Annotated in this window: 13 protein-coding genes; 10 read left to right on the plus strand and 3 right to left on the minus strand. The window is 67.8% G+C overall.

What is annotated here, in order from left to right:
• Positions 1 to 64: 64 nt before the first annotated feature.
• Positions 65 to 571, plus strand: coding sequence for a hypothetical protein (locus AC5P66_RS16200; protein ID WP_049414232.1), 507 nt, complete (start codon positions 65 to 67; stop codon positions 569 to 571).
• Between the two features lie 102 nt (positions 572 to 673).
• Here AC5P66_RS16200 and ptsJ read toward each other — a convergent pair whose 3' ends face one another.
• Positions 674 to 1,960, minus strand: coding sequence for a MocR-like B6 salvage transcription factor PtsJ (gene ptsJ, locus AC5P66_RS16205; RefSeq protein WP_099495744.1), 1,287 nt, complete (start codon positions 1,958 to 1,960; stop codon positions 674 to 676).
• Positions 1,961 to 2,036: 76 nt separating this feature from the next.
• Between ptsJ and AC5P66_RS16210 the strand changes: the two genes are divergently transcribed.
• The 9 genes from AC5P66_RS16210 to AC5P66_RS16250 all read left to right on the plus strand — a co-directional run bounded on the left by AC5P66_RS16210 (position 2,037) and on the right by AC5P66_RS16250 (position 9,931).
• A complete protein-coding gene (locus AC5P66_RS16210; RefSeq protein WP_049414236.1) occupies positions 2,037 to 2,810 on the plus strand; it encodes a YggS family pyridoxal phosphate-dependent enzyme in 774 nt (257 codons plus the stop codon).
• The gene (locus tag AC5P66_RS16215; RefSeq protein WP_099495743.1) at positions 2,807 to 3,496 is read left to right on the plus strand and encodes a glutamine amidotransferase; all 690 of its coding nucleotides are present in this window, start codon (positions 2,807 to 2,809) and stop codon (positions 3,494 to 3,496) included. The genes AC5P66_RS16210 and AC5P66_RS16215 overlap by 4 nt, the downstream gene beginning before the upstream one ends.
• Before the next feature lie 8 nt (positions 3,497 to 3,504).
• A complete protein-coding gene (locus tag AC5P66_RS16220; RefSeq protein WP_099495742.1) occupies positions 3,505 to 3,729 on the plus strand; it encodes a hypothetical protein in 225 nt (74 codons plus the stop codon).
• Between the two features lie 108 nt (positions 3,730 to 3,837).
• Entirely contained in the window at positions 3,838 to 4,344 is a 507-nt protein-coding gene (locus tag AC5P66_RS16225; RefSeq protein ID WP_241896219.1) for a hypothetical protein, read from the plus strand.
• 125 nt (positions 4,345 to 4,469) lie between these two features.
• Complete coding sequence (locus tag AC5P66_RS16230) at positions 4,470 to 4,979, plus strand: RNA polymerase sigma factor (protein WP_049415357.1); 510 nt, start codon at positions 4,470 to 4,472, stop codon at positions 4,977 to 4,979.
• The gene (locus AC5P66_RS16235; RefSeq protein ID WP_049415359.1) at positions 4,976 to 5,902 is read left to right on the plus strand and encodes a FecR family protein; all 927 of its coding nucleotides are present in this window, start codon (positions 4,976 to 4,978) and stop codon (positions 5,900 to 5,902) included. Before AC5P66_RS16230 ends, AC5P66_RS16235 begins: the two co-directional genes overlap by 4 nt.
• Positions 5,903 to 5,966: 64 nt before the next feature.
• Positions 5,967 to 8,438, plus strand: coding sequence for a TonB-dependent receptor (locus AC5P66_RS16240; RefSeq protein ID WP_099495741.1), 2,472 nt, complete (start codon positions 5,967 to 5,969; stop codon positions 8,436 to 8,438).
• Positions 8,425 to 9,225, plus strand: coding sequence for a ChaN family lipoprotein (locus tag AC5P66_RS16245; RefSeq protein ID WP_099495740.1), 801 nt, complete (start codon positions 8,425 to 8,427; stop codon positions 9,223 to 9,225). Before AC5P66_RS16240 ends, AC5P66_RS16245 begins: the two co-directional genes overlap by 14 nt.
• Complete coding sequence (locus AC5P66_RS16250) at positions 9,218 to 9,931, plus strand: energy transducer TonB family protein (RefSeq protein ID WP_099495739.1); 714 nt, start codon at positions 9,218 to 9,220, stop codon at positions 9,929 to 9,931. The genes AC5P66_RS16245 and AC5P66_RS16250 overlap by 8 nt, the downstream gene beginning before the upstream one ends.
• A 256-nt stretch (positions 9,932 to 10,187) precedes the next feature.
• Here AC5P66_RS16250 and AC5P66_RS16255 read toward each other — a convergent pair whose 3' ends face one another.
• Positions 10,188 to 11,090, minus strand: coding sequence for a cation diffusion facilitator family transporter (locus AC5P66_RS16255; RefSeq protein ID WP_099495738.1), 903 nt, complete (start codon positions 11,088 to 11,090; stop codon positions 10,188 to 10,190).
• 28 nt (positions 11,091 to 11,118) lie between these two features.
• Positions 11,119 to 13,407, minus strand: a complete 2,289-nt coding sequence (locus AC5P66_RS16260) for an Orn/Lys/Arg family decarboxylase (RefSeq protein ID WP_049415368.1) — start codon at positions 13,405 to 13,407, stop codon at positions 11,119 to 11,121.
• Positions 13,408 to 13,419: the final 12 nt, after the last annotated feature.

The raw sequence follows: 13,419 nt of genomic DNA on the forward strand, positions 1-13,419 counted from the left end.
CAACGAACTGGCCTTTGCCCGCCGGCATCCGCTATCGTCGGCCTATCCAAGGAAGGACGACCCGATGCCCCGTGTGCTGCTGCTGACCACCCTGGTGGTCTCGACCCTTGCCCTGCTCGTTTCCGGCTGGACCGCCTGGAGCCTGCATCGCAGCCAATCGCCTGAGCGGATCATCGAAGCGCGCGGCCTGGTCATCCACGATGGCACTGGGCAACCACGGCTGATCCTCGGCGCGCCGGTGCCGGACCCCCTCAGCAAGGGCCGCACCCAAGGACCGCGTGCAACCGCACTGTCCGGCCTGATCCTGCTTGGCCCCGACGGTTCCGAGCGCGGCGGTTATGGCACCAGCGACCGCGGGGGCGAAGCCCTGCTCACTCTGGACGATGCCACCGGCACCACCGAAGTCTTCAAGGTCGTCGCCAACCCGGACCGTGGCGCCAGCCTGATGGTCAAGCACCAGAACAATACCGGCGCCATGCTCACGTCCTGGCAGGGCAAGCCGGAGTTGATGTTCGTCGATGACAGTGGCCAGTCCTACTACGTGCGCCCCGGCGCCAACGCCGCGCCCTGATCTGCTTCTGTAGTGCCGAGCCATGCTCGGCTGCTGTTGGTAGAAGCAGCCCAGCATGGCTCGGCTCTACAAAGGCGAAGCAACGTCGAGCATGGCTGGGCGCTATACCCCACACACCGCCGCCAGGTCATCGGCCAGCTGCCGCAGCTGCGCCGCCCCCAGTGCCGCACAGGTGATGCGCAGGCCATGCCCTGGTGCAGCCACCGCAAACACTTCGCCAGCACGCACATGCCATCCGCGCGCAGCCAGCGCCAGTACCTGTGGATGGCTGTCGGCCGGCAACGGCAGCCACAGGTTCAATCCCTCCATCGGCAACGGCGTCGGCACGCCACGCACGCGCAGCAGTTCCTGCAGGGACTGCAGGCGCTGCTGGTACCGCTCGCCTGCCGAGGCGATCTTCGCCCGCTGCGGCGCCGACGCCAGCACCGACGTGGCGGCATCCTGCAGCAGATGACTGACCCAACCGATGCCGGACGCCAACCGCAACCGCAACCGCACCGCGGTCTCGTCATCACAGGCCAGCCAGGCCAGGCGCAGGTCGGGGCCAAGCGGCTTGGACAGCGAACGCAGCAGCGCCCAGCGCCGGCCATCCACCGGCAGTACCGAGTGGTAGGCCTGCTGCGAGAGCAGTGCGTAATGATCGTCGACCAGCACCGCCACCTGCGGGTAGGCCGCCAGCAGTTGGCGCAACGCCCGTGCCCGCTTCGCATCCAGGCTGGCCCCGGTCGGGTTGTGCGCACGCGGGGTCAGCAGCACCGCGCGTGCACCGGCCTCCAGCGCCTGTCGCAGCGATTCAACCTGCATGCCATGCGCATCCACCGTCACCGGCAACGGCGCATGGCCCACGGCATTGAGCACATTGAGGCTGCCGAGGAAGCATGGATCCTCCACCGCGATGCGATCGCCCGGCAGCAGCCATGCCGCCAACAGGCGCTCGATGCCATCGACCGCGCCATGGGTCAGCTCCAGCGCGTACCCCTCGGGGCAATCCGCATCCAGCGAGGCGCGTGCCAACGCCTGCAACCTCGGGTCGACCGTACCCACGCCATACAGCCGCGGCGCCGCCGGGGTCAGGCGCAGGCTGGGCAGCAGGCGAGGATCCGGGTTGCCACCGGCCAGGTCCTGCAGCGCCAATCCCGGCGTACTGCCCTCGCGCGCCAGCGTCGGCGGCAGGCCACGCACCACCGTGCCGCGTCGGCCCGCGGTACTGGCCAGGCCGGCCGCATCCAGTCGCTTGTAGGCAGCAGCCACGGTGTTGCGATTGACCCCCAGCTGATCGGCCAGTTCGCGCACCGGCGGCAACACGCTGCCGGCCGGCAGGCGGCCCTTGCCGATGCCATCACGGATGCTGTCGAAGATCGACTCGGCGCTATGCCCGGTGATTTTCATTTTGTCCTATGCCAAAATAATTCTTGTCCTGTGCCAGTGTATCCCACCCTGGCCATCCCGCATTGGAGGTGCCCGCATGCCCCTTGCCGCCGCCGACTGGCCCGTCGCCCAGTCCGTTGAACAGATCGCCGCCAACCTGGTCACGGTGCGCCAACGCATCGCCGCTGCCTGCGCCCGCGTCGGCCGGGACCCGGCCAGCGTGCGCCTGCTGCCGGTCAGCAAGACCGTCGATGACGCCCGCATCCGCATGGCGGTGGCCGCCGGTTGCCGCGAGCTGGGCGAGAACAAGGTGCAGGAGGCGCAGCGCAAGGCCGAGACGATGGCCGATCTGGGCGTGCACTGGTCGGTGATCGGGCATCTGCAGACAAACAAGGCGCGCTACGTGGCGCGCTTCGCCAGCGAGTTCCAGGCGCTGGACAGCCTGCGCGTGGCCGAAGCACTGCAGCAGCGCCTGCAGCTGGAAGACCGCACGCTGGATGTGTTCGTGCAGGTCAACACCTCCGCCGAACCCAGCAAGTACGGTCTGGAACCTGCTGCCGTCGAGGCCTTTGTGCAGCAGCTTCCAGCGTTCGACCGCCTGCACGTACGCGGCCTGATGACGCTGGCCATCTTCACCCCCGAGGTCGAGCGCGTGCGTGCCTGCTTCGTGCGCCTGCGCGAACTGCGCGACCAGCTGCAGCGCACTGCACCTCCCGGCATCGACCTGTCGCAGCTGTCGATGGGCATGTCCGGTGACTTCGAAGTGGCCATCGAGGAAGGTGCCACCGTGGTCCGCGTCGGGCAGGCCATCTTCGGCGCACGCGCCACCCCGGACAGTTTCTACTGGCCCAGCAATGGAGCCCTGGCATGAAGCACGCGGTCGTCCTGCAACACGTCGCCTTTGAAGACCTCGGCACCCTGCAGCCTCTGCTGATGGCACAGGGCTGGCAGCTGCAGGTGCTGCAGGCCGGTGTCGACGCCCTCGATCCGGCCGAAGCCGCCGACCTGCTGGTGGTGCTGGGCGGTCCGGTAAGCGTCAACGACGTTGATCTCTATCCCTTCCTCGATGACAGCATCGCGCTGCTGCAATGTCGGCTGCAGCAGCAGCGGCCCACGCTGGGCATCTGCCTGGGCGCGCAGCTGATGGCGCGTGCACTCGGTGCCGACGTCGCCGCCAGTGGTGGCAAGGAGATCGGCTTTGCGCCGCTGCTGCTCACCGATGACGGCCAGCGCTCGCCACTGCAGGCCCTGCAGGGCATTCCGGTACTGCATTGGCATGGCGAGGCGTTCGAACTCCCGGCGGGTGCACGCCGCCTGGCCAGCACGCCGGCCTGCCGCCACCAGGCCTTTGCCATCGGTAACCATGCGTTGGCACTGCAATGCCATCCGGAGCTGGACGCGCGCCAGTTCGAGCGCTGGCTGATCGGTCACACCCTGGAACTGGCGCAGGCTGGCATCGATCCGAACGACCTGCGCACGCAGGCGCGTCGCTATGGCGCGCCACTGGCCGCGGCCGCCACCGCGATGTTCGACCATTGGCTGCAGGACCTGCCGTAGCTACCGCGATGAACTACCGATTGCAGATCCACCGCGATGGCGCCTACTGGGGCCACTTCGACTGCAGCGGGCCTGATGCCCTGCAGCGCATGGACAGCATCGCCGCGCAGCTGCCTGCAGACCAGGGCTTCCAGCTCAAACGGCAGAAAGGCATCGGCGAAGAGCGCATCCTGTCCAGCAATGCCGATGGCCTGCGCGTACTGGCGTCGCAGATCCAGTACCGCGACCTCTGACGATCGTCACGGTAGTGCCGGCCGCTGGCCGGCACCCGACGGGGAACAGATTTGCCGGCCAGCGGCCGGCACTACCCCGGCCGTTCGCCCGCATGCGAAGCTTGACCCATGCTGACCCTGCAACGCGGCCGCCACCACGGGCTGCTCGTCGCACCGCGCTGGCCCTCCACCCGCATCCAGCTGGAAGAAGATGTACTGCAACGCCTGCTCGACGCGCAGGCATTGCTGCCTGCCGGGCTGGGCCTGCCGGTCACGCGCGGCTTCGAACCCAGCCACCGCCGGCTTGGCAGCTTCCGTCGTGGCGCGCGTTGGCTCGGCATCGCGGTGCTCCGCGCCTGCTATCCGCAGCGCCATGATGAAGTCGATGCCATCTTTCGGCGCCAACGGCCACGACATCGATGGCCGTCATATCGATGTCTCGGTGGTATTGCACGGCAAGCGGCTGCGGCTGCTGCCACTGGGCGTGTTCACCCCGCCGCGCTGGCAGGATCGTCGCACCGCCCGCCACGCCAAAGCGATCGCCTGCGTGAAGCGCAGCCTCCAGCAATGCGGTTTCGCGCTGCACACAACCCCACCGAAGCCTTGCAGATCCACTGCGATTATCGTCCGCGCTGACCTCGCAGTCGGCCATGCATGCCGCGCCTTGCGCCCATTGATGCAAATGATTCTCTTTTGCTGTAAGGTGCAGCCGCTGCCCTTGCCGCCGCGGGCTGTTCCCTTTCCCAGTTGTCGCCCGCCCCGTGTCCACGCCTGTCGAACCGACTGATGTCGCGCAGCTGTGCGCGGCCCACTACCGGCCGCTGCACGCCCATGTCCGCCGTAAACTCCCGCAACGCAGCGACGCCGATGACGTCGTCCAGGAAACCTGGCTGCGCGTCGTCAGAATCGCCGCCAGTGGCCTGCTGAGCAATGGCCGCGCCTACCTGTACCGCGTCGCCCACAACCTGATCGCCGATCATTACCGGCAACGCCAACGCCGGCGCGAAGACGCTCTGGATGACGTGCAGCTGCTCGCCATCACTGATCCTTCGCCCCTGCCGGACCAGCGCCTGCTCGATGCCGAACAGCTGCGCCACCTCGACGCGGTCATTGCCGCGTTGCCGCCCCGGTCGCGCCAGGTGTTCCTGCTGGCACGGGTGGAGCAGATGACGCTGGCCCAGATCGGCCGACAGCTGGGGATCAGCCGGCAGACCGCGCACGGCCATCTGCTGCGTGCGCTGGTCGCGCTGCAGCAGGTACCCGGCGCATGAGCCAGGAGGCGATCGCGCGCGAGGCCGCACGCTGGTGGCTGGACGGCCGCGACGGCGGCCGTGACGAGCGTGCGTTCAGCCAGTGGTACCACGCCGATGCGCGCCACGCCGCGCAGTACCAGCACCTGCAGGCGCTCTGGCTGGCCGGTGATGCGACACCCAGCCTGCAGCGGCACCAGCTCCGGCGGCAGCGCCGGCGCCTGCGCGACGCCGGTACGGCCGTGCTGCTGCTCTGTGCGTTGGGCCTGTATACCCACCAAGCCGCGCCCCCGGCCGCGCAGATGATCCGCACGGCGGCAGGCGAGATCCGCGAAGAAGTACTGCCGGATGGCTCGCGCGTACTGCTCTCGCCCGGCAGCGAAGTCCATGTCCGCATCGATGCACAGCGCCGCCAGCTGCAGCTGGAGCGCGGCCAGGCCTGGTTCCAGGTCAGCGCCGACGCTGCGCGACCGTTCCAGGTGCATACCCCGCACGGTACTGTCACCGCGCTGGGCACCGCGTTCGATCTGGCGGTACTGCGCGACGACAGCGTGGTCACGGTCACCGAGCACCGCGTCAACGTGGTGTCCGGCAGCAGCACCCGCCAAGCATCCGAAGGGCAGCAGATGCGATTCGACGCGAAGGCATCCGCCACGCTGCTTCCAGCGGAAGGGGCTGCCCTGGCCTGGCGCGAGCGGCGCCTGCACTGGATCTCCGCACCCTTGGCCGAGGTCACCCAGGGCCTGGATCGCTGGCATGGCGGCTACACCTGGATCATCGGCGCACAGCTGCGCCAGCAGCCGGTCACCCTGCTCGGCAGCGCCGACGGCGCGGCGCGCAGCCGCGACCAGCTGGCCACACAGCTGCGTGTGCGCGTGCTCCGCCTGGGCGCGGGCGTGCAGGTGTGGCTGCCGCCACGCAAGGGACATCGCGATGCACCCTGACATCAGCCCTGCCGCTGCGTCTACCCAGGATGACGACGCGCTGCGTCAGCCCCTGGAGCTCCCGATGCCGTTTCACCGCCCCCTTGTCCTCGCCCTGTCACTGGCCTGCGCCATTCCGCTTCCACTGTTGGCGGCCAGCGCGCACGCGCAGACCGTCACGCGCCACTTCGATCTTCCTGCACAACCGCTGGCCAGTGCGCTGGATGCGTACAGCCGGCTGACCGGAGTCGATCTGGTGATCGGGGCGGCATTGCCGAGTGGCCAGACGGCACCGGCGCTGCAAGGACAGTTCGATGATGCGCAGGCGCTGTCGCACCTGCTGGTCGGCAGCGGCCTGCGCCCCCGCTTCATCGACACACGCCGTGCCACGCTGGAACCGGCGCCGACCGCACCCACCGACGGCAGCCGTCGAACCGGCCCGCTGCGCGTACAGGCCACTGCCGCGCACGGCCGGGCACCGGGTGCCGGCGCCAGCCAATATGTACCGGCCACCGGCGATGGCTTCGCGCCCTCCGTCGGCAGCGAACGCGTGGCGATGGCCGAGCGCCAGGACGGCAACAGCCTGCTGCGCTCGATGCCCGGCACCCACAGCTTCCATTCGCGCAGCCAGCCCGGCCTGCAGGTCAACATCCGCGGCATGACCGGCGCCGGGCGGGTCAACACCATGATCGATGGTGTCACCCAGGCCTTCCGCAACAACGCGGGCCATGGCTCCGGTGGCCCGTTCGCCTACGTCGACCCGTTCCTGCTGGCCGGCGTGGACGTGCAACGCGGCGCGGTCGCCGGTGGTGATGGCGCAGGCACGCTGGCCGGCAGTGCCAATTTCCGCACGCTGGATATCGATGACCTGCTCGGTGAAGACCGTCGCTGGGGCCTGCGTGCAGGCTACCGCCACGGCAACAACGGCTACGGCAATGGCCGCACCTTCGCCGGCGCCTGGCGCCACAGCGAGGACGGCGGTGATCGCCAGTTCGGCCTGCTGACCGCTGCCAGCAGCAGCCGCAGCAGCGAATACGCCACCGCGCGGGGGCAGAAGAACACCGCCGACCCGGGCAGCCAGCAGCCCAGCAGCTGGCTGCTGAAAGCACGCCTGCAGCCGAGCGACCAGCATCGGCTGGACCTGAGCCACATGCGTTACGAAAACGACTTCTACCACAACTACCCGTGGCAGATTTCCGCACGCAACCAGCGCGCCAGCTACCACTACACGCCCTATTCGCCGTGGATCGACCTGCGCGCGACCTTTGCCAGCAACAAGACCCGGCTGTTCTATCCGCCCGTGGAGGATTCCAGCTACATCGGTCGGCGCACCCACAGCAGCCTGAGCAGCTGGACCCTCGACAACACCAGCCGCTTCGATATCGGCGCGCTGCAGGCCCGCTGGAACACCGGCATCAAGCACCAGTCGGATATCTATGTGGCCGACACCCCCACCCTGCGCGGCGCCAACCCGCAGGGCCGCAGCCAGCTGGACAGCGTGTTCAGCACGCTGGAACTGCAGTACGACGTCTACGCGCTGACCGCAGGCCTGCGCCAGGATCGCTACGGCATCCGCGGCCACGTTCCGGTGTGCTCGGATGTCCCCGGCCAGTGCGCGGAGATCAATGGCGGCGGCATCGACGTGCGCCGCACCCAGCACGCGCTCAGCCCCAGCCTGGCGGTTTCGTGGCAGGCCACCGACTCGCTGCAACTGTTCGCTGAAGTCTCCCGCACTTCGCGGCCGCCACGCGTCCAGGAGATGTTCTTCGAGAAGATACCACTGGAAGGCATCAGCGATGCCGATGGCGTCGGCGCCAATCCGTTCCTGCGCCGTGAGCGCTCGCGCAACCTGCAGTTCGGCGCCAACCTCAGCACCGACGCGTTGCTGGTTGACGGCGACCTGGCCCAGCTGCGCGTCACCCGCTTCGACAACCGCATCCGCGACTACATCAAGCCGCAATACCTGTTGATCGTGCATCCGCCGGAAGTGGAGCCAGTCGTGGTACCGATCGACAGCGATCCGCAGCTCACTGCCTGGACCGATGCACTGGACGTGGACGACTTCAGCACCACCACGCGCTGGATGAACCACCCGGGCGTGGTGCGCATGCGCGGTATCGAGCTGGAAGCGCACTACGCCAGCACGCGCTATCACGCGACGCTGAGCTGGACCCGCTCGCACACCAGCGCGCCCGCCATCGAATTCGTCAACCTGGAAGACATCACCGCCCTGCCCGACCGCTACTGGACGCTGGACGTGGGCGGCCGCTGGTGGCAGCAGCGCGTGCAGGCCGGCCTGCGTGCCGAATACTCCGGGCCCACCGAAGAAGGCTACGACTTCTTCCAGACCCGCAAGACCGGTGGTACCGGTGTACTCCTCGACTTCTACGCCAGCTTCAAGCCCCAGCCCAGCACCACGCTGTGGCTGAACATCGAAAACCTGCAGAACAAAGCCTATGACAACAATGCCTCGATCGACAGCATCTTCAGCCCGATTCTGGACCGCGGCAACGGCCGTGGCCGCACCGTCTCGATGGGCGTCAATGTGGCGTTCTAGCCGTCGCTGGCTGCCGCTGTGCCTGCTTGCGCTGGCCGCAATGGTCAGCGCGCAGCCGATGCCCGGCACGGTGATCGACCTGGCCAGTGGCCAGCCCCTGGACGAAGCCGCATTCGTGAAGCGCGCAGCGAATGCCCCGCGACTGCTGCTGGGCGAACGCCACGATCTGGCCGGTGACCACGCCGCCCAGCGCTGGCTGCTGCACGCGCTGCAGCAGCAGCGTCCACAAGGCGCGCTGGTGCTGGAGATGATTGCCAGCGAACGCCAGCCGCGCCTGCAGCGGGTGCAGCGCTGGCTGGCCACCGGCAACCATGCCGACGGTGCGCGCCTGCAGGAGCTGCTGGGCTGGGATACACGCTGGCCGTGGGCTGCCCATGGCGGGCTGGTACAGGACGCCACCGCTGCCGGCATCCCCCTGTTCGGCGGCAATCTGTCGCGTGCCGAGGTCAATGCGTTGCTCGCTTCCAACGGGCCGGTGCGGTTCCCGATGCCCACCGCCCGGCACCGCCTGTCGGCCGTGGTGCTGGCCCAGCATGCGGACGCAGCACCGATGCTGGAAGGGATGCTGGCGGTGCAACAGGCCCGCGACACGCGCATGGCACAGGTAACGACCGAGGCACCGGCACCCACGCTGCTGTTGGCCGGCCGCTGGCATGTACTGCGCGGTACCGGCGTGCCGGGCTACCTGCCAGCGGACACACCAGCGCTGGTGATCGCACTGGCCTCGCCGGGTGAATCCGTCGAGGCGGTCGACGCCGACCTGCTATGGGCGCTGGACGATGAGTGAGCGTGGCCAACACTGGCAGGCGATCGCCATCAGCATCGGGCTTCACCTGTTGCCCCTGCTGCTGTTGGTGCACTGGGTGGCCGCGCCGCCATCGCTGCCGCCGCCCGAGCAGGACGTGCGCATCAGCCTGCGCCTGCTGGCACCGGCGACGCCGCCGCAGCCACTGGAAGAACGCCAGGCCGACACACCCAGCCAGGCGCAGGAGGCGCGCGCATCCCAACCGACGAAGTCGCCCCCTCCACCGAAGCCCACCGCCGCACGCGAGGGCGAGGTGGCCGCCAGCGAACGCGGTGGCGCTGGCCGGCAAGCCCTGCCTGTCGCCCCGCCTGCGGCCGCGACCGATGCAAGTCCCGCACCGGCATCGATCACGGCCGCGCCGCCCGCTCCCGACGCCCCACCGGCGGACTTCCAGGCCGGCGCCGCCAGCGACCAGTGGGAAGCCCGCCTGATGGCACGGCTGGAGCGTTATCGCTACTACCCTGCTGCGGCCCGCTCACGGCGCCAGCAGGGCACTGCCTGGGTCAGGGCCAGCATCGATCGCGACGGACGCCTGCTGGCCCTGCGGTTGGAGCAGTCCAGTGGACAACCGATGCTTGACGGCGCCGCACTGCAGACCTTCCGCCGCGCGCAGCCACTACCGCCCATTCCCGATGAACTGAAGGCACCACAGGAACTGGTGGTGCCGGTGGAGTACTACCTGCGCTAGGCGTTGTGGAACTGTGCCGCAGTCTGCGACCTCAACCCAGGTTCAGGTCAAACCCATCCGGCGCAACAGAGCAGTCCGCCGTGTGCAACGATCGCGTCGCGTATCGCCGGACCGATGCTCGGCCGCTCCACGCAATCGGCAGTCGTAGAGCCGGGCCCACGCTCGGCTGCTCCACGCCAACGGCAGTCGAACACGGCCCGGCTGTACAGGGCCGGAGAAGGCGGCCGCCCGTGGTGCCCGAGCCGAACAAGCAGGGCTACGTCCACGCCGGATCCGCAGTGAAATCGATGGTCAACCAGAACGTGCTGCCCCGCGCATCCAGCCGCACGGCGATCTCATCGCGCATCGCATCGACCTCGCCCACCGAGCCCAATGGCGTACCGGGGTCTGCCAGCACATGGATCTCGATGAAGCGCATCCGCCCCATCTTCGCCACGTGGCTGGTGAAACCGGCATAGCCACGCTCGGACACGAACGCCTGCATTACCTGCTGCACGCGCCGGTCCAGGTCATCCGGCGCCACCTGCAGCACTTCGCGCATGGCTTTCCATGCACTGCGCGCCGGCACTGGCAGCACCGCCAGGCTGATCAACGCCAGCACGATCGAATCCAGGTACGGGACCCAGTGGTGCCACTCGCCGCCATGCAGGACCAGGGCCAGCACGAAGGCCAGCACGACCGCCAGGCTCATCACGCCGCCCAGCAGCCAGCCGCGCACATCCAGCCACAACAGCGCCGAGCGCAGCCGACGCGCGCGCTGCGCGACGAATGCCGCCATCGCCAGGTTGCTGGCACTCAGCAGCGCCGCCCACCACAGCGCCGGCCCGAATTTCACTTCGTGCCCGCCCGTGGTCAAGCCAATGACCGCGTTGGCCAGCGCATACACGCAGGCCAGCGACAGGATCACCCCGCCGAGTGCCTCGACCATCGGCTCCAGGTGCCAATAGCCGTACTGGAAGCGCGGGCTCTGCTCCCGCGCCACCAGCCGCAGTACCGACAACGACACCAGGGTCAAGGCAACGTCGACCAGGCTGTACACGCCGTCAAACAGGATGGCCTGCGATCCCACCAGCAGGCCCCCGATGAAGCCGACCGCGCTCACCGCAATGGTCAGCCCGATGGAGAACTTCAGGATGCGTTGCTCGCGCGCGGTATCCATCACTCGCCGAAGGGCCGACCGTCGCCGGTCAGGCCTTCAGCACCTCCACCTTGTACGAGGTCACATCGCCATCGTGCTCGATGATGAGCCCGTGCACATCCGACTCGAAGCCCGGGAAGCGCGCATTCTGTTCACGGGCAATACGCAGTGACTGGATGATCGGCTCGTCGCTGTCGCCGAATCGCTCGCCCGGCATGATGGTCGGAATGCCCGGCGGATACGGCACCAGCATGGTCGCCGCGACGCGACCACTGAGCTGCTCGATGTCGACCCGCTCGATCTCGCCCTTCACCAGGTGGTTGTAGGCATCGGCCGGGGTCATCACCGGCGTCGGCAGATCCACGTACATCTCGCGCATCACCTTGGCGACCTCGAACTCCTGGTTGAACGCGTGCAATGCATCGCACAGGTCACGCAGTCCCCAGCCGGCGTAGGCAATCGGATAGTCCGCCGCCAGCGTCGGCAATGCCTGGCTCAGCGGCGCGTTGCAGTCGTACAGCTCCTTGAAGGCCATCAGCTCGGTGACCAGCGTGCTCCACTTGCCCTTGGTGATGCCCATCGAGAACAGGAACAGCACCGAATACAGGTTGGTCTTCTCCACAGTGATGCCGCGGCCCCACAGGAACTTGCTCAGCACCGCCGCCGGAATGCCCAGCTTGCCCATGCTGCCGTCCATCGCCAGGCCCGGGGTCAGCAGGGTCACTTTGATCGGGTCGATCAGCACGTAGTCATCGACCAGATTCTCGAAGCCGTGCCAGTGCGCGTCCGGCTGCAGGTACCACTCCTCGCGCTTGGCCACCAGCGGCGCCGGCGTATCGCCCTTGTCCAGGCTGCGCTCGACCTTGGTCGGCTGCCACACACTGAACCACCAGTCGTCGCGCCCGAGGTCGTCGCGGACGTGCAGCATCGCGCGGCGGAAGGCGATCGCCTCGTCATGCATTTCCTGCACCAGCGAACGGCCGGCCTCGCCCTCCATCATCTTCGAGGCCACGTCACAGGCCGCGATCACCCCATAATGCGGGCTGGTCGAGGTGTGCATCATGAACGACTCGTTGAAGCGCTCGGCATCCAGGTCGCGCTGCGCCGAGTTGCGTACGTGGATCATCGACGCCTGCGAGAACGCGGCCAGCAGCTTGTGGGTGGAATGCGTGGTGAAGATGATCGCATCCTGCTCGCGCGGCTTGCCCTTGGCCATGCCGTAGTGGTTCTCATAGAACGGATGGAACGCGGCGTAGGCGTACCAGGCTTCGTCGAAGTGCAGGAAGTCGACCGCGCTGCCGATTTCGGCGGCGATCTTCTCGGCGTTGTAGCACAGGCCGTCGTAGGTCGAGTTGGTGACCACCGCGATGCGCGGCTTGGAACCGGCCTTGTAGGCCTGGCTGGCCAGCGGATTGGCGGCGATGCGCTGCTGCAGCGACTCCGGCGTGAACTGGTCCAGGCTGATCGGGCCGATGATGCCGTGCGCGTTGCGGCTGGGAGTGAAGTACACCGGCACCGCACCGGTCATGATCAGCGCATGCAGCAGCGACTTGTGGCAGTTGCGGTCGACGAACACCACGTCGCCGCGGGCCACTGTACCGTGCCAGACGATCTTGTTGGCGGTGGAGGTGCCGTTGGTGACGAAGAAGGTATGGTCGGCGCCGAAGTTGCGTGCTGCCTCTTCCTCGGCATCCTTGATCGGGCCGGTGTGGTCAAGCAGCGAACCCAGCTCCGGCACCGAGATCGACAGATCGCTGCGCAGGGTGTTCTCACCGTAGAACTGGTGGAACGCACGGCCGACCGGCGACTTGGTGAACGCCACGCCGCCTGCATGGCCCGGCGTATGCCAGGAGTAGTTCGACTCGGCCGCATGATGGATCAGCGCCTTGAAGAACGGCGGCAAGAGATTCTTCATGTAGTCTTCGGCCGCGCGCATCACCTGCCGCGAGATGAAGCTCTTGGTGTCTTCAAACAGGAAGATGAAGCCGTGGATGTACTTGAGCAGCTTGCTCGGCACCTTTTCGATGGTGCGCCGCTCGCCGTACAGGAACACCGGCAGGTTGGCGCGGCGCGCACTCTGCTCGCGCAGGAAGGCGGTCAGGCGCTGGAACTCGCCATCCACCTCTTCGCTGCCATCGATCGAGATCAGCACCGCCGAGGCCGCCACGTAGGTACGGGCGCCGGCACGCGCATCATCCAGGTTCAGCCCGCACAGCACCCGCTGGTCGTTGCTGCGCAGCTCTTCCACCAGGGCGCGGATCAGGATGCCGCCGATGCGCGGCGACTCGTAGTCGTTGTCGATGACAATGACCGGGTAGTCCAGGGACTTGAAGTACACGTTGATTCTCCT

The organism is Stenotrophomonas sp. YJH_SMC_122 (assembly GCF_059369535.1).

Excerpts from the sequence above, each read along its gene's own strand:
- AC5P66_RS16200 (WP_049414232.1), top strand. The coding sequence starts at position 65 with ATGCCCCGTGTGCTGCTGCTGACCACCCTGGTGGTCTCGACCCTTGCC.
- ptsJ (WP_099495744.1), bottom strand. The coding sequence starts at position 1,960 with ATGAAAATCACCGGGCATAGCGCCGAGTCGATCTTCGACAGCATCCGT.
- AC5P66_RS16210 (WP_049414236.1), top strand. The coding sequence starts at position 2,037 with ATGCCCCTTGCCGCCGCCGACTGGCCCGTCGCCCAGTCCGTTGAACAG.
- AC5P66_RS16215 (WP_099495743.1), top strand. The coding sequence starts at position 2,807 with ATGAAGCACGCGGTCGTCCTGCAACACGTCGCCTTTGAAGACCTCGGC.
- AC5P66_RS16220 (WP_099495742.1), top strand. The coding sequence starts at position 3,505 with ATGAACTACCGATTGCAGATCCACCGCGATGGCGCCTACTGGGGCCAC.
- AC5P66_RS16225 (WP_241896219.1), top strand. The coding sequence starts at position 3,838 with ATGCTGACCCTGCAACGCGGCCGCCACCACGGGCTGCTCGTCGCACCG.
- AC5P66_RS16235 (WP_049415359.1), top strand. The coding sequence starts at position 4,976 with ATGAGCCAGGAGGCGATCGCGCGCGAGGCCGCACGCTGGTGGCTGGAC.
- AC5P66_RS16240 (WP_099495741.1), top strand. The coding sequence starts at position 5,967 with ATGCCGTTTCACCGCCCCCTTGTCCTCGCCCTGTCACTGGCCTGCGCC.
- AC5P66_RS16245 (WP_099495740.1), top strand. The coding sequence starts at position 8,425 with ATGTGGCGTTCTAGCCGTCGCTGGCTGCCGCTGTGCCTGCTTGCGCTG.
- AC5P66_RS16250 (WP_099495739.1), top strand. The coding sequence starts at position 9,218 with ATGAGTGAGCGTGGCCAACACTGGCAGGCGATCGCCATCAGCATCGGG.
- AC5P66_RS16255 (WP_099495738.1), bottom strand. The coding sequence starts at position 11,090 with ATGGATACCGCGCGCGAGCAACGCATCCTGAAGTTCTCCATCGGGCTG.